16 protein-coding genes are annotated in these 16,214 nt (G+C 70.2%); 5 read left to right on the top strand and 11 right to left on the bottom strand.

All coding sequences use genetic code 11. From position 1 onward, the window contains the following. Positions 1 to 52: 52 nt before the first annotated feature. Positions 53 to 613 (top strand): helix-turn-helix transcriptional regulator, encoded by a 561-nt coding sequence (locus M3195_RS08365; protein ID WP_251586518.1) that lies wholly within the window; start codon positions 53 to 55, stop codon positions 611 to 613. Positions 614 to 631: 18 nt separating this feature from the next. Here M3195_RS08365 and M3195_RS08370 read toward each other — a convergent pair whose 3' ends face one another. The 7 genes from M3195_RS08370 to M3195_RS08400 all read right to left on the bottom strand — a co-directional run bounded on the left by M3195_RS08370 (position 632) and on the right by M3195_RS08400 (position 9,661). Then, positions 632 to 1,327, bottom strand: a complete 696-nt coding sequence (locus M3195_RS08370) for a response regulator (protein WP_285885694.1) — start codon at positions 1,325 to 1,327, stop codon at positions 632 to 634. Further along, positions 1,327 to 3,831: an ATP-binding protein gene (locus tag M3195_RS08375; protein WP_251586522.1), complete on the bottom strand. Its 2,505-nt coding sequence runs from the start codon at positions 3,829 to 3,831 to the stop codon at positions 1,327 to 1,329. Before M3195_RS08375 ends, M3195_RS08370 begins: the two co-directional genes overlap by 1 nt. A gap of 2 nt (positions 3,832 to 3,833) precedes the next feature. Then, positions 3,834 to 4,448 (bottom strand): potassium-transporting ATPase subunit KdpC, encoded by a 615-nt coding sequence (gene kdpC, locus M3195_RS08380; RefSeq protein ID WP_251586524.1) that lies wholly within the window; start codon positions 4,446 to 4,448, stop codon positions 3,834 to 3,836. A gap of 22 nt (positions 4,449 to 4,470) precedes the next feature. Beyond that, positions 4,471 to 6,789, bottom strand: a complete 2,319-nt coding sequence (gene kdpB / locus M3195_RS08385; protein WP_251586526.1) for a potassium-transporting ATPase subunit KdpB — start codon at positions 6,787 to 6,789, stop codon at positions 4,471 to 4,473. Positions 6,790 to 6,791: 2 nt separating this feature from the next. Further along, the gene (gene kdpA, locus M3195_RS08390; protein WP_251586528.1) at positions 6,792 to 8,462 is read right to left on the bottom strand and encodes a potassium-transporting ATPase subunit KdpA; all 1,671 of its coding nucleotides are present in this window, start codon (positions 8,460 to 8,462) and stop codon (positions 6,792 to 6,794) included. Beyond that, the gene (locus M3195_RS08395; protein ID WP_081996993.1) at positions 8,462 to 8,551 is read right to left on the bottom strand and encodes a potassium-transporting ATPase subunit F; all 90 of its coding nucleotides are present in this window, start codon (positions 8,549 to 8,551) and stop codon (positions 8,462 to 8,464) included. The genes kdpA and M3195_RS08395 overlap by 1 nt, the downstream gene beginning before the upstream one ends. A 267-nt stretch (positions 8,552 to 8,818) precedes the next feature. Beyond that, positions 8,819 to 9,661, bottom strand: a complete 843-nt coding sequence (locus tag M3195_RS08400) for a CPBP family intramembrane glutamic endopeptidase (RefSeq protein ID WP_251586529.1) — start codon at positions 9,659 to 9,661, stop codon at positions 8,819 to 8,821. Between the two features lie 59 nt (positions 9,662 to 9,720). On the opposite strand from M3195_RS08400, the gene M3195_RS08405 reads away from it, so the two are divergent. Beyond that, complete coding sequence (locus tag M3195_RS08405) at positions 9,721 to 10,050, top strand: DUF7882 family protein (protein WP_251586531.1); 330 nt, start codon at positions 9,721 to 9,723, stop codon at positions 10,048 to 10,050. On the opposite strand, the gene M3195_RS08410 is transcribed toward M3195_RS08405, so the two are convergent. Beyond that, complete coding sequence (locus M3195_RS08410) at positions 10,047 to 10,730, bottom strand: type 1 glutamine amidotransferase domain-containing protein (RefSeq protein WP_251586533.1); 684 nt, start codon at positions 10,728 to 10,730, stop codon at positions 10,047 to 10,049. The two genes, M3195_RS08405 and M3195_RS08410, sit on opposite strands and share 4 nt — an antisense overlap. 91 nt (positions 10,731 to 10,821) lie before the next feature. Here M3195_RS08410 and M3195_RS08415 point away from each other — a divergent pair, with 91 nt between their 5' ends. The 3 genes from M3195_RS08415 to M3195_RS08425 all read left to right on the top strand — a co-directional run bounded on the left by M3195_RS08415 (position 10,822) and on the right by M3195_RS08425 (position 12,964). Then, positions 10,822 to 11,721, top strand: a complete 900-nt coding sequence (locus tag M3195_RS08415; RefSeq protein WP_251586535.1) for a LysR family transcriptional regulator — start codon at positions 10,822 to 10,824, stop codon at positions 11,719 to 11,721. 45 nt (positions 11,722 to 11,766) lie between these two features. Further along, on the top strand, positions 11,767 to 12,609 hold the full coding sequence (locus M3195_RS08420; protein WP_251586537.1) for a MerR family transcriptional regulator: 843 nt from the start codon (positions 11,767 to 11,769) through the stop codon (positions 12,607 to 12,609). 61 nt (positions 12,610 to 12,670) lie between these two features. After that, positions 12,671 to 12,964, top strand: coding sequence for a DUF7882 family protein (locus M3195_RS08425; protein ID WP_251586539.1), 294 nt, complete (start codon positions 12,671 to 12,673; stop codon positions 12,962 to 12,964). Between the two features lie 21 nt (positions 12,965 to 12,985). On the opposite strand, the gene M3195_RS08430 is transcribed toward M3195_RS08425, so the two are convergent. The 3 genes from M3195_RS08430 to M3195_RS08440 are packed head-to-tail and all read right to left on the bottom strand — an operon-like array spanning position 12,986 to position 16,202. After that, positions 12,986 to 14,005 carry a LacI family DNA-binding transcriptional regulator gene (locus tag M3195_RS08430; RefSeq protein WP_251586541.1) on the bottom strand — a complete coding sequence of 340 codons (1,020 nt, stop codon included), beginning with the start codon at positions 14,003 to 14,005 and terminating at the stop codon, positions 12,986 to 12,988. Positions 14,006 to 14,040: 35 nt separating this feature from the next. Then, positions 14,041 to 14,916 (bottom strand): hypothetical protein, encoded by an 876-nt coding sequence (locus M3195_RS08435; protein ID WP_251586543.1) that lies wholly within the window; start codon positions 14,914 to 14,916, stop codon positions 14,041 to 14,043. After that, on the bottom strand, positions 14,913 to 16,202 hold the full coding sequence (locus tag M3195_RS08440) for an apiosidase-like domain-containing protein (RefSeq protein ID WP_251586545.1): 1,290 nt from the start codon (positions 16,200 to 16,202) through the stop codon (positions 14,913 to 14,915). The genes M3195_RS08435 and M3195_RS08440 overlap by 4 nt, the downstream gene beginning before the upstream one ends. Between the last annotated feature and the right edge of the window lie 12 nt (positions 16,203 to 16,214).

Here is a 16,214-nt window from a genome sequence, read left to right on the forward strand (position 1 = left end):
TGATAACGGGATGGTGTTTGCACAATTCGCAAGGTGCTGGGATGCTGGAGGCATGCAGACCGACGACGTCGAGCGCGCAGCGCGCAGCCGACTCCGCAGCATCCGCACCACCCTGGGCTACTCGCTCGACGAGATCGCCGAGCTCACGCAGCTCAGCGCCTCGACGATCAGCCGCATCGAGACGGGCAAGCGCGCTCTCAGCATCGACGTGCTCGTGCCGCTCGCGAACGCCCTGCAGGTGAGCCTCGACGCGCTCTTCGCCGCCGACGACGACGGCGATGTCGTCATCCGCCCGGCGCAGCACCGCTCCGGCACCCGCACGACCTGGCCGCTGAGCCGCGGAGACGGCCGCACGCTCGCCATGAAGATGCGACTCGAACCCGAGCCGGAGGCCGATCCGCCGGCGCAGCGGGTGCACCCGGGCTTCGACTGGTTCCTCGTGCTCGAAGGACGCGTGCTGCTCTTCCTGGGGGAGCGGCGCATCGAGGTCGCGCGTGGAGAGGCGGCCGAGTTCTCGACCATGACCCCGCACGCCATCCGTGCGATGGACGGCCCGGCGGAGCTGATCATGATCTTCGATCGCGAGGGGCAGCGGGCGCACGTGCACCAGTGACGCCGGATCGACGATCGGTCACTCGGTCGTCAGACCCCGCAGGCGGTACCCCATCCCCGGCTCGGTGAGGATGTGCACGGGCGCCGCAGGGACCGATTCCAGCTTCTTCCGCAGCTGCGAGACGTACAGGCGCAGGTAGCCCGTGTCCTCGGCGTGCTCCGTGCCCCAGATGGTGGTGAGCAGCGTCTGACGGGTCACGAGCTTGCCGGCGTTGCGGATGAGGATGTCGATCATCTGCCACTCCGTCGGCGTGAGTCGGATCTGCCGGTGGCCGTCGGCGGATTCCCGTGTCACGCTACGCGCCGCGAGATCGATCGTGACGTCGCCGAGGCGCACGATCGGAAGCGACTCCTCCTGCGGCACGCGACGGGTGAGGGCACGGATGCGCGCCAGCAGCTCCTCGACGGCGAACGGCTTGGTGATGTAGTCGTCGGCTCCGGCATCCAGCGCCTCGACCTTGTCGGCGGCGCCCGCACGTCCGGAGACGACGAGTATCGGGGCGGTCGACCAGCCCCGGATGCCGTGGATCACCTCGATCCCGTCGAGCTTCGGCATGCCGAGGTCGAGCAGGAAGAGGTCGGGGTGATGGTCGATCGCCGCCGCGATCGCGGCGGCGCCGTCGGCCGCGGTCACGACGTCGTAGCCCTTCGCGGTGAGCGTGATGCGCAGTGCCCGGAGAATCTGCGGGTCGTCGTCGGCGATGAGGATCTTCATCATCTCTCCTCGGCGGGGTCGGGAGCGGGTGGAGACACGGGCAGGGAGATGACCATTGTGAGGCCCCCGCCCGGGGTGTCCTCCGGAGTGAGGGTGCCGTGCATGGCCTCGACGAACCCGCGTGACAGGGCGAGCCCGAGTCCCAGGCCCGACGAGTTGTCGGTGTCGCCCAGCCTCTGGAACGGAACGAAGATGTCGTCGCGGCGGTCGGCCGGAACCCCGGGGCCGCGGTCGATGATCCTGATCTCCAGATGATCGCCGAACGTGCTGGTGCTCACGTGCACGGGGGAGCCGTCGGGCGAGTAGCGGTGCGCGTTCGTGAGCAGGTTGACCACGACCCGCTGCAGCAGCACGGGGTCGACCTGCGCCACCGCGTCGTCGTGGTTCAGGGCGAGAGTCACCTCGGTCGGACCGAGATTCAGCTCATCGAGCGCCGGGGCGATGACCTCGGCCGGATCCGTGGGGATCTCGGCGATCGTGAGGACGCCGGTCTGCAGCCGGCTGACATCGAGCAGATCGGTCACGAGGGTCGCCAGCGCCGTCAGGCTCTCATCGGCCGTCTCCAGCAGCTCCTGCTTGTCGCGCCGATCGAGGTCGGGGCCGGCTGCGCGCAGCCCGCCGACGGCCGCCGCAGCCGCGGCGAGCGGGCGCCGCAGGTCATGGCTGAGCGCCGACAGCAGGGCTCCGCGCACGCGGTCGGAGGCCGCGATCGGCTCGATCTCCTTGGCCGTCAGCTCGAGGCGCTGATGCTCGAGGGCGGCGGCGAGCTGTGCGGTCACGACCGCGAGCAGCCGACGCTCGGATGCCGCGACATCGCCGCCGTGGAGTTCGAGGACGGCGTCGTCCGTCACGCGGATCACGGTGTGGCGGTTGTCACGAAGCGGCTCGCCGGCCCGCGCGACGACCTCGTCGCCGCGCATGAGCCGCACGCCGGGCAGCTGGAAGGCCTCGCGCGTGCGATCGATGAGCGCCTGGATCGCGTTCTCGCCGCGGAGCACGCTGCCCGCGATCGTCTGGATCATCTCGGACTCGGCCGCCGAGCGACGCGCGGACCGCGTGTACCGGGCGGCGCGGTCGACGATGAAGCTCACCATGCTCGCGATGACGACGTAGAGGATGATCGCGAGCAGGTGGTGGGGCTCGTGGATGTGGATCGTGTACAGCGGCTCGATGAAGAGGAAATCGAGCGTGATGCCCGACAGCACGGCGGCGAACAGGGCAGGCCAGATGCCGCCGACGAGCGCGACGATCACGACGAGCAGTTGATAGCTCAGCACGTCGGTGGTGATCGACTCGGGGCTGCGGAAGAGCGACAGGAAGACGGTGAGCGCCGGGCCGCCGAGCAGCGCCACGACGAACCCCAGCACGCGCCGCTTCACGGTCAGCGCGCCGGTGAGGGGAGGCAGCGCCGCACGACGTCCGGCGGCGGAGTGGTTCACCATGTGCACGTCGATGTCGCCGGACTCGCGGACGACCGTCGCGCCGATCCCTGGACCCGTGAAGGCGGCGGCGAAGCGGCTTCGGCGGCTCGCGCCGAGCACGAGCTGCGTGGCGTTGACCGAGCGCGCGAACTCGACGAGCGCGGTCGGGATGTCCTCCCCGACGACCTGGTGGTAGGTGCCGTTGAGTTTCTCGACCAGTGCGCGCTGCTCGGTCAGCACGACGGGATTCGCGGCGCGCAGTCCGTCCTGACTCGTGACGTGGACGGCGATGAGCTCTCCGCCCGCCGACCGCGAGGCGATGCGGGAGCCGCGGCGCAGCAGCGTCTCGCCCTCCGGACCCCCGGTGAGGGCGACCACCACGCGCTCCCGAGCCTCCCACGTGCTGTCGATCCCGTGCTCGGCCCGGTACCCCTTGAGCGCCTGATCGACCTCGTCGGCCAGCCAGATGAGGGCCAGTTCGCGGAGGGCGGTGAGGTTGCCGAGACGGAAGTAGTTCGACAGCGCGGCGTCGATGCGCTCGGCCGGGTAGACGAAGCCGCCCGACAGCCGGTCGCGCAGCGCCTGCGGAGCCAGGTCGATCACCTCGATCTGGTCGGCGCTGCGCAGCACGTTGTCGGGAACGGTCTCGCGCTGCGGCACTCCGGTGATCTGCTCGACCACGTCGTTCAGGGACTCGATGTGCTGGATGTTCAGCGTGGAGATCACGTCGATGCCCGCGGCGAGGACCTCTTCGACATCCTGCCAGCGCTTCTCGTTGCGCGAGCCGGGGGCGTTGGTGTGGGCGAGCTCGTCGACCAGGGCGACGGAGGGCGCTCGCCGCAGCAGTGCCGCGAGGTCCATCTCCTCGAGGTCGACGCCCCGGTGCCCGACGTTCGCCCGGGGGACCTCCGGCAGACCGTCGGTCATCGAGGCGGTCGCCGCGCGGCCGTGCGTCTCGACGATGCCGATCACGACGTCCTTGCCCTCGGCGAGGAGGCGCCGGCCCTCCTCGAGCATCGTGTAGGTCTTGCCGACGCCGGGGGCGGCGCCGAGCAGCACGCGAAGCCGCCCCCGGGTGGTCATACTCAGTCCTCCCGCTCGTCGAGCGCGAGGTTCAGCTCGGCCACGTTCACGACGCGCTCGCCGAGGTAGCCGAGGTCCGGATCGCTCGTGGCGGCCTCGACGGCCGCGGCCACCTCGTCCTCCGACATGCCGCGGGCGTCGGCGACGCGCGCGATCTGGATCCGCGCGTACGCCGGGCTGATGTGCGGGTCGAGGCCCGAGGCCGACGCGGTCACGGCGTCAGCGGGCACGGCATCCTCCGAGACGCCGTTGAACTCGGCGATCTGCGTCTTGCGCTCGGCGATGGCGGCGATCAGATCCTCGTTCTCCGGGCCCTGGTTGGTTCCCGCCGAGGCGGTGCCGTCGTAGCCGTCGCCGGCCGCGGAGGGCCTGCTCTGGAAGTACTCCGGAAGCGGCTCGCCCTCGTCGTCGGTGAACGACTGCCCGATGAGCGAGGATCCGACGACGTCTCCGTCCTGCGAGACGAGTGCCGAGCCGTTCGCCTGCACCGGCAGCGCCAGCTGGCCGATGCCGGTGATCAGCAACGTGTAGCCGATGCCGAGGACGGCGGTGAACATGAGCATCGTGCGGACCGCGACCCAGAGGGTGCGGCCGCCGCTGCGTGTTCCAGCGTTCATGAGTGTGCGACTCCTTGAGAGATCAGAAACCGGGGATCAGGCGCACGACCAGGTCGATGAGCCAGATGCCGATGAAGGGGGTGATGATGCCGCCGAGTCCGTACACGGCGAGGTTGCGCCCGAGGATCTTCGACGCATTGAGCGGGCGGTACTTCACGCCACGGAGCGCGAGCGGCACGAGGAAGACGATGACGATCGCGTTGAAGATCACCGCAGACAGCACGGCGGATGCCGGGGAGTGCAGCCCCATGACGTTCAGCACCGCGAGCTGCGGGAAGACGCCCATGAAGATCGCCGGGATGATGGCGAAGTACTTCGCGATGTCGTTCGCGATCGAGAAGGTCGTCAACGCGCCGCGCGTGATGAGCAGCTGCTTGCCGATCGCCACGATGTCGATGAGCTTGGTCGGGTCGGAGTCGAGGTCGACCATGTTGCCGGCCTCCTTCGCCGCCGACGTCCCCGTGTTCATCGCCACACCGACGTCGGCCTGCGCGAGCGCCGGGGCGTCGTTCGTGCCGTCTCCGGTCATGGCGACGAGGTTGCCGCCCTCCTGCTCGGAGCGGATGTACGCGAGCTTCTGCTCGGGCGTCGCCTCGGCGAGGAAGTCGTCGACCCCGGCCTCCTTCGCGATCGCGGCGGCGGTCAGCGGGTTGTCACCGGTGACCATCACCGTGCGGATGCCCATCGCGCGGAGCTCGGCGAACCGGTCGGTCAGCCCCTCCTTGACGATGTCCTTGAGGTGCACCACGCCGAGGATCCGGTCGGTGATCGGCACGTTTTCGGTCGTTGAGCGAGGAGCGAAGCCCTCCTCCTCCCCGGTCGTTGAGCGAGGAGCGAAGCCCCGAGACGAAACGCGGTGAGCTGCGTCGAATGCGTCGTCACCGCGTTTCGTCTCGCTGCGCTCGCTCAACGACCGGGTGGTGGCGTCGTCGCTCAACGACCGGGTGGTGGCGGAGCGCACGGCCACGACCAGCGGGGTGCCGCCGCTCGAGGCCACGCCGTCGGTGAGAGCGGCGAGTTCGGCATCCGGCTCGAGACCGAGCCACGCCGCGACGGCGGAGCCGGCTCCCTTGCGGATCTGCGTGCCGTCCGCGAGGTCGAGTCCCGACATGCGGGTCTGGGCCGTGAACGGCACGACGACGGCATCCGCCGGCTGCTCGACGTGGATGCCGCGTCCGGTCGCGAGATCGACGATCGACGCCCCCTCGGGCGTGGGGTCGGCGAGCGAGGAGAGGGCGGCGATGCGCAGCAGCTCGTCGGCGTCGACCCCGGACAGGGGGAGCACCTCGCTGGCGCGGCGGTTGCCGTACGTGATCGTGCCGGTCTTATCGAGCAGCAGCGTCGTGACGTCGCCCGCCGCCTCGACCGCTCGGCCCGACATCGCGAGCACGTTGCGCTGCACGAGACGGTCCATGCCCGCGATGCCGATGGCCGACAGGAGCGCGCCGATCGTCGTCGGGATCAGACAGACCAGGAGCGCGATGAGCACGGTGATGCTGGCGGGACTGGCCGGGTACGAGGCGATCGGGTTGAGCGTCAGCGCGACCATCACGAACACGATCGACAGGCTCGCGAGCAGGATGTTCAGGGCGATCTCGTTGGGGGTGCGCTGGCGTGCCGCGCCCTCGACCAGGGCGATCATCCGGTCGACGAACGTCTCGCCGGGCTTCGACGTGATGCGCACCACGATGCGGTCGGAGAGCACCCGGGTGCCGCCGGTGACGGCGCTGCGGTCGCCGCCCGACTCGCGCACGACGGGTGCCGACTCGCCGGTGATGGCCGACTCGTCGACGCTCGCGATGCCCCAGACGATGTCGCCGTCGCCGGGGATCAGCTCGCCGGCGGACACGACCACGGTGTCGCCGAGACGGAGATCGGCCGAGGAGACGTCCTCGATGCGGGCGTCCTCCGCCGATCCGTCGGCCGCCGGGTCGTAGCCCTCGACCCGGTGCGCCGTCGTGCTGGTGCGGGTCTTGCGCAGGGTGTCGGCCTGCGCCTTGCCCCGGCCTTCGGCGATCGACTCGGCGAGGTTCGCGAACACGACGGTGAGCCACAGCCACACGGCGATGATCCCGGTGAACGACCACGGGACGCTGCTGCCGCCGGAGGTCGCGGGGCCGCCGAGGAACGGTTCGGCGACGGCGAGCAGCGTCGTCAGCGCAGCGCCGATCCAGACGATGAACATGACGGGGTTGCGCCACTGATCGCGCGGATCGAGCTTGCGCAGTGCGCCGGGGAGCGCCGCCCGGACCTGGGCCCAGGTGAGCGTCTTGCGACGGGCAGGAGACGCCGTCTTCGCCGCGGCGGGCGAGGACGAGGGGGTGCGAGTAAGGGTGGACATGATCAGAGAAGCCCTTCCGCCAGGGGACCCAGCGTGAGAACGGGGAAGAAGACGAGTGCGGTCACGAGGACCGCGGTGCCGGCGGTGAGGCCGACGAACAGCGGCCGATGCGTCGGCAGGGTGCCCGCGGTGGCGGGAACCTTGTCCTGCGCGGCCAGCGACCCGGCCAGGGCCAGGACGAGCGCGATCGGCAGGAACCGTCCGAGCAGCATCGCGACGCCGAGCGCGGCGGTCAGCCAGGGCGTGCTGGCGGTCAGACCCGCGAAGGCGGACCCGTTGTTGTTGGCTGCCGAGGCGAACGCGTAGATCACCTCTGACAGACCGTGCGATCCGGAGTTCGCGAGCGATTCGTCGACGATGCTGCCGCGCAGGGCGGGGACGGCGAAGCTGAGAGCGACGCCGCCGAGCACGAGCACCGGCATCACGAGGATGTACAGGCTCGCGAGCTTCATCTCCCGCGGACCGATCTTCTTGCCGAGGTACTCCGGGGTGCGACCGACGAGGAGTCCGGCGACGAAGACCGCGATCACGGCGATGATCAGCATCCCGTACAGGCCCGACCCGACTCCACCGGGGGCGATCTCGCCGAGGAGCATGTTGACCATCGGCATCATGCCGCCGAGCGCGGTGTACGAGTCGTGCATCGAGTTCACCGACCCTGTCGAGGTCAGCGTGGTCGTCGACGCGTAGAGCACCGACTGCACGAGTCCGAACCGGGCCTCCTTGCCCTCCATCGCGGCGCCGGCGAGTTCCGGTGCGCTGCCGCGCCCCGCGAACTCGAAGGCCGCGAGCACGAAGGTCGACACGAGGAAGAGCGTCGCCATCACGGAGAGGATCGCGTAGCCCTGACGGTCGTCGCCGACCATCCTGCCGAACGTGCGCGGGAGGCAGATCGGGATCAGCAGGATGAGGAAGCACTGCAGCAGGCTCGTCCAGGCCGTCGGGTTCTCGAACGGGTGCGCGGCGTTCGCGTTGTAGAAGCCGCCGCCGTTCGTGCCGACCTCCTTGATCGCCTCCTGCGAGGCCACCGGGCCGCCGGGGAGGGTCTGAGTGCCGCCGGTGACCGTGGTCACATCGACGTTCCCGGCGAAGTTCTGCACGACGCCGCCGGCGATGAGCACGACGGCCGCGACGATCGAGAGAGGAAGCAGGATGCGGAACGTGCCGCGGACGAGATCGACCCAGAAGTTGCCGATCACGCCCGAGCGTCGGGAGGCGAACCCGCGCACGAGCGCGATCGCCACGGCGATGCCGGTCGCGGCCGAGACGAAGTTCTGCACGGCGAGGCCGGCGAACTGCACGGTGTACGACAGCGCCTCACCGGAGTACGCCTGCCAGTTCGTGTTGGTCACGAAGGAGATCGCGGTGTTGAACGCGACTCCGGGTTCGACGTTCTCGTTGCCGAGGGAGTACGGCAGCCACTGCTGCGTGCGCTGCAGCACGAACAGCAGCAGGACGCCGACGATCGAGAAGTACAGCACCGAGCGCAGGTATGCCTGCCAGGACTGCTCGCGCGTCGGGTCGACGCCGATGACCCTGTAGACGCCGCGCTCGAGAGCCCAGTCCTTGCGGGTGGTGAACGTCCAGGCCATGTAGTCGCCGACCGGACGGTAGACGAGGGCGAGGGCGAGGGCGAGCGTGGCGACGCTCGCGATCAGCAGACCCCACTCCATCAGAAGCGCTCCGGCTTCACGAGGGCGAACACCAGGTAGACGACGGCCGCGACGCCGAGCACGGTCGCGAGGAGCTCGAAGACGATCACAGCTTCTCCACCGCCTTCCCGACGAGGCCGACGGTCACGAACAGGACGATCACGCCCAGCACGTAGACGAGGTCAAGCACGACAAGCTCCATTCACACTTCGGCGATCACCGGGCGGCGACCGTGCATCCCGAGGACGCAACACCCGATACAACACCCGGTCGAGACCCCGTCCTGACCGCTCTAACGGAACCCATACGGCGATCGCCGAGACCCTCACGGCGTGCTCACGAGACGCACCGATGCGTCCCTGACATGCCCGGCCGAATCAGGCGGCGCGTCGACGGCTCCGGCGGTCCTCGCGGATCACACTGACGATGCTGATCGCCGCGAGAGCGGCGAGGAGGACCTGCGCGGTGACCGACACGGGGTTACCGGTGTCGACAGTGGCGCCCATCGCCTCGGTGGAGTTGCCCGCCTCCGATCCGACGTAGAGCACGAAGTCGGTGAACGCGTGCACGAGGACGCCGACCCAGAGGCGGCCCGTCACGCGTCGGATCCAGTAGTAGGTGACGCCCGACATGGCGAGCGCCGCGACCTGGAACGCGACGGTGGCCGGCTGGAGACCGTGCCAGATGCTCGAGTAGACATGCGCGAGAGCGAAGAGGGCAGCGGTGCCGAGCAGCGTGACGAGCTCACCGTGCCGCTCGCGAAGGGAGACGAGGAGGATGCCGCGGCAGACGAGCTCTTCGCCCAGCCCGACCATCAGGGTCCCCAGGGCGACGACGAGGACGAAGCTCACCGCGCGGTCGGCCCACGGGACGGTGAAGGCCTCGCCGAGCGGGATGAGGAGCGCGCACACCGGGATCGCGAGCAACCACCGGCGGTGGGGTGTGAGGCGGAAGGTCGGTGTCTCGCGCCAGACGGGACCGCTCCAGCCGGCCCAGCGGATGAAGACGACCGCTACAGCGATCGCGACAGGCAGCGGAACCAGGTGCGACAGTGCGAACTCGCCGAGGTCGTCGCCCTCGCCGGCGAGGCCGCCCAGGACGTTCCCGAGCGCTGCGGCGAAGAGCACGTAGCCGATGAGTGCGACGATCCCCATCCACACCCGAGGAGCCACGCGGCGAGTGGCGGACGTCGAACGCTGCAGCGTGCCGGGGTCTGTCATGTGACGAGTATGTCGCTCTTCGTGATCAGGTAAGGAAGTTAGTTAGTAGGATCGGCCCTATGGCGACACTCATGTATGGTCCGAGCGATGTGCCGATCCACATCGAGGATCGCGCCCTCGCCCACCTGAAGATCGTCATCGCGACGAAGCTCCGTCGGAACGAGTCGTTCACGCTCTCGTGGAAGCACGCCGAGGGTGAGCCGGGCGGGCGGTCGACCATCTGGATCCACCCGTCCATTCCGCTGCGGTTCGTGTTCGACGAGCCAGAGGCGCCGCAGATCAGCATGAAGTGGGTCGAGCAGCTCGTCCACTCCGCGAACACGAGCGGAGGCATCGCCCTCGTCGACGAGGTGCTGAGTCCCGCCGAGCTCGAGTCTTCGAACGCCTAGAGCGCACTCGATCCGTCGGCGAGTGCGGCGATGAGCGCCCGAGCGGTGGATGCCGAGGACTGCGGGTTCTGACCGGTGATGAGCGTGCCGTCGACGACCGTGTGCTCGCTCCAGGGCTCGGCGACGACGACGTCGGCGCCGAGTTCCCGCAGCGACGACTCGAGCAGGAACGGGGCGCTGTCGGCGAGCCCGCCGATGCGCTCCTCCTCGTCGGTGAAGGCGGCGATGCGTCGTCCCGAGACCAGTGGGTCGGCCGTCGCGGCGACGGCCGGGAGGAGGGCTGCGAGTCCGTGGCACACGGCGACGAGCGGGCGCCCGGCGGCCATCGTGTCGGCGATCAGGGCCGCGGAGTCCGTGTCGACGGCCAGGTCCTGCATCGGCCCGTGCCCGCCGGGGTAGTACACGGCGTCATACGCGGACGCGTCGACCTCGGCGAGCACGAGGGGCGCACGGAGAGCCGTGATGTCGGCGATCGCCTCGGCATCCCCCTCTCGCATGCTGCCGGGGTCGGCGACCGGGGTGACGCCGGCGGGGGTCGCGAAGACGACCTGGTGCCCGGCTTCGGTGAGCAGCGCGTAGGGCGTGAGCAGCTCCTCCGCCCAGAAGCCGGTGGGGTGCTCGGTGCCGTCGGTGAGGGTCCAGGTGCGGGCACCGGTGACGACGAAGAGGACGGTGGACATGATTCTCCTTGGGTCGAGTGGCCGACGCCGGTTGCGCCGGATGTCGTGTGCAACCTCGATCCGATCACCGGTCTTCCGATAGCTTCGAGATATGTCCGATCGGAGTTTCGATGGGTTGCGCGATGTCCAGCTCTGGCGCACCTTCCTCGCGGCGTACCGCCACGGATCCGTCTCCGCGGCTGCACGAGCGCTGGGCGTCGCGCAGTCGTCGGTCACGACGCAGCTGCAGGCACTCGAGAGGACCGTCGGCTGGCCCCTGTTCGAGCGGCACGCCCGCGGCATCCGTCCGACGGCCGGAGCCGACGAGCTCGCCGGCCGCATCGCCGGGCCATTCGACGCGCTGGCCGAGGCGGTCGGCGCGAGGCCGGACGCGCCAGCCGTCCGGGTCCGCGTCGGCGGAGCGTCGGAGTTCCTCGCCGCGGTCGCCATCCCCGCGCTCGCCCCGCTCGTGGCCGACGGCATGCTGATGACGGCCATGGCGGGACTCGCCGACGAGCTCCTGGACCGGCTCCGCAACGGTGAGCTCGACGTCGTCGTCTCCGCGGTGCGGCCTCGCGGGCGGACGCTGCCGGCCATACCGCTGTTCGACGAGGAGTTCGCCCTCGTCGCGTCGCCGCGCCGTGGCATCCACCCGTCCGCCGAGCTGCGCGCGAACGACGTCGACGGGCATCCGCTCCTCGCCTACGCGCACGACCTGCCGATCCTGCGACGGTTCTGGCGCCACTCGTTCGGCATCCGGCTGGAGCGGAAGGCCGCCCTCGTCGCCTCCGACCTGCGCGCGCTCGCCGCGGCGGCCGTCGCAGGCGCCGGAGTCACCGTACTGCCGACGTACCTGATCTCGCAGGAGCTGGCCGACGGTCGACTGGTCGATCTGCGTCCGAGCGAGGACCCGCCCATCAACACGGTCTTCCTCGTGCGCAGGCCCGGCCCCGTCACACCGGCTGTCGCGCTCATCGAGCGTACGCTGCGCGAGGCGACCAAGGCGCTGTGACCGCACCGTTCGGCGCCGCGATCGGATGTGTTTGACCCTCACACTGTGTCATGGTCGAGTGTGGTCGACATCATGTACACCATCGGAGAATTCGCCGGCCTGGGACGGGTGAGCGTGCGGATGCTGCGGCACTACGACGCGATCGGTCTTCTCACGCCCGCGCGGGTCGACGTCCGCACCGGCTACCGCTCCTACTCGATCGACCAGCTGCCGCTGCTGCTGACGATCGTGGAGCTGCGGGAGCTCGGCGTGGGACTCGATCGCATCGCGGAGCTGACGACCGCCGAGGATCAGGATGCCGCGCTGCGCACCCTGCTCGTCGAGCGTCGGCACGACCTCGAGGGGTCGATCGCCGCGGACCGCCTGCGCATCGCCCGGATCGAGCGACGACTCCGACACCTCGAAGGAGACATCATGTCGCAGGTCGCTTACAAGCACGTCCCCGCCGTCAGGGTCTACGCCGCGCACGGCACCGCTCCAGGCATGGGGCCGGAGAACGTGAGTCCGCTCATCGGCCCGCTCATCGACGGGCTCGACCGGGCTCTCGACGCCGCGGGTCGCCCTCTCCTGGAGCCGGGCATCTTCTGGTACGACGCGGAGGACGAGGAGAACGTCGGCGTTCACGTCTCGTACCCCGCCGAGGCCGAGCCGGTCGCGGGCGAGGGCTACGACATCGTCGAGCTCCCCGACGTGCCCATCGCCGCGACCCTGCAGCATCGAGGCGACATGAGTGGCATCGAGGAGTCGTGGTCGACGCTGATGCAGCAGATCGTCGCCGACGGCTACCGCGTCGTCGGACCCACCCGCGAGGTCTATCTGGAGGCCGACGGGCACGAACCCGGCCCCGACTGGCTCACGGAGCTGCAAGCGCCGGTCGAGCCGGTGTGAGGACCCGCCTCGAAAGGACAGCGTGGCACGCCGCGAGACGGGTCAGCGGTACTGTTCGATCATGGGAAAGCTCGAGTACAACAGTTCGCGGCCTGCGATCGAGATCGACGACGATCTCCTCGTCCATGTGAAGATCGTGATCGCGACCAAGCTGCGGCGTCAGGAGAGCTTCATGATGACCTGGCCCGGTGGTTCGCAGGCCGCCGGTGCGATGTCGGCGTGGATCCATCCGGCCATCCCGATGGTCATCGAGTTCGATCAGACCCCCGCGCCCAAGGTCGACCCGCGCCGCATCGAGCAGATGATGGCGCGACTCAACGCGCGCGGCGAGCTGATCCTCGACGAGCTGGAATGAGCGAGTCCCGCGGCGTGCGGCTCAGGGGCGCGGGCCGACCGACGACTCGCCCTCGATGAGGATGCCGTCGATGCGGTGGACTCCCGGCTCGTAGTCGCCGCCCGCGATGGCGTCGGCGAGGTACTCGGCCGCGCGCTCTCCCACGCTGCTGAGCAGGGGATCGATCGTGGTGAGCGTGCGGTCGTGCTGGTCCATGAGGCCGGCGAGATTGTCGAACCCGACGATCGCGACGTCGGCGGGGATGCGGAGCCCCGCCTGCCGGAAGACCTCGGACGCGGCCATGGCGATCGTGTCATTGCCGCAGAACACGGCGTCGAAATCGAGCCCGGAGGCGAGCAGGTCCTCGGCGGCCCTGCGCCCCCATGACCGCGACCAGTCGCCGTGAAATCCGGCCCCGCCCACGAGGTCGAGCCCCTCTGCGGCCAGCACCGAGGCCAGTCCCTCGGCGCGCTCCCGCGCGGAGTGGTCGTCGAGCGAGGCGCTGATGTGCGCGATGCGACGCCGGCCGAGCTCGATCAGGTGGCGTCCGGCGAGCTCACCCGCGACCTGGCCGTTGTGCACGAACGACACGTCGTCCGGCTCGTCCGAGAATCCGTAGGCGTACACGACGGGCACGGTGAAGCCGGCCGTCACGGAGCGCATCGCGGTGCCGCTGCCGTCTCCGACGACGAGCAGTCCGTCGACCTTGCGCGCACGGAACTTGCGGACCGTCGCGGCCACGACCGAGCGGTCGAGCCGGGAGTCCGAGACGAGCACCGACAGGTCTCGCGCCCCGAGAGCCGTCGTCGCGGCGGTGAGCACCGGCATCGTGAACGCGCCCGGTGCGTTGAGGGTCAGCACGCCGATCGTCGCGCTGCGCCCCTGCGCGAGGAACTGGCCCAGCGCGTTCGGCTCGTAGTCCAGGCGCGCCGCGGCTTCGAGGATGCGCTCGCGAGTGGCGTCCGATGCCTTGCCCCCACCGCGCAGCACCTTGGATGCGGTCGAGACGGAGACCCCCGCGATGGCGGCCACGTCCTTGAGGGAAATCGCTTTGCTTGACATCGCAGAACGATTGTAGCGATCCGGTGCCGCGACGCTCACGCCCGTGGCCGGATCTCCCACGTCAGGCGGGCACGGCGCTCGCCGCGGGCGGGCACCGTCACCGATCCTGACCCGAGGGTCGACGTGCCGTAGGGGTCGGATGCCGGCTCGAGCCCGATCGCGTCGACCGCGCCCCACCAGGGAAATCCCTCGGAGCCACGGCGTTCCTGCCAGACATACAGACGGGGGAGCAGTGCGGCATCCCATGTCATCGTCAGGTCGACGCCTGCCGACCGCGACGCGATCTCCAGGCGACCGGAGGGGACCGCGAGGTCGTCGAACCGCGACCCGGGCGCCGACACCATCGACACGGCGACGCGCTCGCCGTCGGGTGCGCCGAGCGTGACCTCCGCATCGTCGAACAGGGTGCCTGCGAGCGCCGGATGCTCGACCCAGACGACCCGTTGATCGCCGTCGCTCGCGTTGCGCAGCACGGTGTCGACGGCCACCCGCCTCTCCGAGACGGTCACCGTGCGGATCACCCGCAGCGGCGTGGTGCGCAGCAGCACCTCCGCGACGATCGCCGCATCGCCCTCGGCGCGCACGCGCCACGAGCGCCACGCGGCCTCGCCGTGGAACGGCTGTTCGACGGTCGCGGCGGGTGACGGGTCGCCGGCCGCAGGGGTCAGCAGATGCCAGCCGCCGGGGTAGCGCCGATGCCACTCGGCGCTGCTCGACGGCATCCGCCACGCATCGTCGTCCCCACCGAGTCCCTCGTCCGCCCAGGGGGTGCGCGCGAGGAGTTCGACGCCGTGCGCGGCTATCGACGAGATCGCCCCGCCGGCCCTCGTCACGGCGACGCGGATGCCGTGCGCGGCGACGACCACGTCATCCGACGTCCCGGGGTCCGACGTCACGGGGTCCGACGTCACGGGGTCTCCGTGCGAAGGTCGATCACGAACAGCGCGTCACCGGCGAACTCGGTCTGCTCGAGACGGATCCCCGGGCGGCCGTTCCCCTCGATCGACGTCCACTGCGCGGCGTCGCGACGCCGGGCGTCGAGGTCGTAGACGCGCACGTCGACGACGTCGGCGGGGTGGAGGCGCAGCGCGAGCGCGAACGCCTCGGGCGCGTAGACCGCCGCCCGGTCGCCCGTTCGCCCGGCCACCGCACCCGACGGCTCCTCCACGAGCAGGTCGGCGGCCTCGTCGAGATCGAGCAGGCTCTCGTCTTCGACGACGCGGCGCAGGAACCCGACGTCATCCGCGCCCGGGAACTCCATCGCCACCGAGAACGGGAACGGCAGGCCGTGCACGTTCTCGGCCGTGAATGCGCTGCCGCGACGGTGCCAGCTCCACACGCCGTGGGCACCGTACCCCAGTCCCGCGGCCGCACCGGCGACGATACCGGTCCAGCTGGCCCGCCGCACATCGGCCCGGGAATGCCGAGCGCGACCGGCGAAGCGCCCCAGCCCCTCGTAGCAGGGCTCGAGGTTGATGATCGGCCGCGGCACTGAGAACGCCGCGTAGTGGCGCACGAGATCGCGGGGCAGGGTGTCCCAGTCCTGATTGTGCCCCGGCTGGAGACCGTGCAGATCGAGCAGCTCGCCGTCGGCGATGGCCTCCGGCATCCGTGCGGTGGGCGTGCTGTGCCAGGTCATGAGTGCATCGGGGGCGAGCCGGCGCACCTCCGCGGCGGCGAGCGAGTAGCGGGCGAGCGCGACGTCGGAGTCGAGGTCGTCATCGCCCGAGACGATCCAGATCGGGTCGAAGCGGGCGAAGCGCTCGACGGCACCGCGCACGTGGTCGATGGTCTGCTGCTCGTCGAGCACCAGCTCGGGAGTGAGACCGGCGCCCCAGGTCGCCGGCACGAAGTTGTTCCACAGCAGCACGAGCATCGGCGTGAAGCCGTGCGCCACGGCCTCCTGCAGCATCCGCTCCGCCCTCGGCCAGTACTCGGCGTCGCCACCGTCGAGGTCGAGGCGCCCGTCGCGGACGACGTACGGCGAGAGCCCGCCCTCGGAGCGGTCGTGTTCGATGGGCAGCACGCTGATCAGCAGACCGGTGAAGCCCTGCCGCCGCCGCCGCACGAGGTAGTCGGTCCACTCGTCGTCGGTCGGGCCGCTGAACGCGGCCCAGGTCGTGTCGGCGAGCAGGAAGGCGGGCGCTCCGTCGCGGAGCAGGGAGCGCTGTGAGGGCGCGAGGGACCACGTGGGCATGCGGGTGCTTTC

The organism is Microbacterium hydrocarbonoxydans, from assembly GCF_023715885.1.
Taxonomy (GTDB): Bacteria; Actinomycetota; Actinomycetes; order Actinomycetales; family Microbacteriaceae; genus Microbacterium; species Microbacterium hydrocarbonoxydans_C.

Bases quoted from the DNA above. Each gene is read 5' to 3' on its own strand.
- kdpA (WP_251586528.1), bottom strand. From the start codon at position 8,462: ATGGAGTGGGGTCTGCTGATCGCGAGCGTCGCCACGCTCGCCCTCGCC.
- M3195_RS08375 (WP_251586522.1), bottom strand. From the start codon at position 3,831: ATGACCACCCGGGGGCGGCTTCGCGTGCTGCTCGGCGCCGCCCCCGGC.
- M3195_RS08405 (WP_251586531.1), top strand. From the start codon at position 9,721: ATGGCGACACTCATGTATGGTCCGAGCGATGTGCCGATCCACATCGAG.
- M3195_RS08365 (WP_251586518.1), top strand. From the start codon at position 53: ATGCAGACCGACGACGTCGAGCGCGCAGCGCGCAGCCGACTCCGCAGC.
- M3195_RS08415 (WP_251586535.1), top strand. From the start codon at position 10,822: ATGTCCGATCGGAGTTTCGATGGGTTGCGCGATGTCCAGCTCTGGCGC.
- kdpC (WP_251586524.1), bottom strand. From the start codon at position 4,448: ATGAACGCTGGAACACGCAGCGGCGGCCGCACCCTCTGGGTCGCGGTC.
- kdpB (WP_251586526.1), bottom strand. From the start codon at position 6,789: ATGTCCACCCTTACTCGCACCCCCTCGTCCTCGCCCGCCGCGGCGAAG.
- M3195_RS08425 (WP_251586539.1), top strand. From the start codon at position 12,671: ATGGGAAAGCTCGAGTACAACAGTTCGCGGCCTGCGATCGAGATCGAC.
- M3195_RS08430 (WP_251586541.1), bottom strand. From the start codon at position 14,005: ATGTCAAGCAAAGCGATTTCCCTCAAGGACGTGGCCGCCATCGCGGGG.
- M3195_RS08370 (WP_285885694.1), bottom strand. From the start codon at position 1,327: ATGAAGATCCTCATCGCCGACGACGACCCGCAGATTCTCCGGGCACTG.
- M3195_RS08400 (WP_251586529.1), bottom strand. From the start codon at position 9,661: ATGACAGACCCCGGCACGCTGCAGCGTTCGACGTCCGCCACTCGCCGC.
- M3195_RS08410 (WP_251586533.1), bottom strand. From the start codon at position 10,730: ATGTCCACCGTCCTCTTCGTCGTCACCGGTGCCCGCACCTGGACCCTC.
- M3195_RS08440 (WP_251586545.1), bottom strand. From the start codon at position 16,202: ATGCCCACGTGGTCCCTCGCGCCCTCACAGCGCTCCCTGCTCCGCGAC.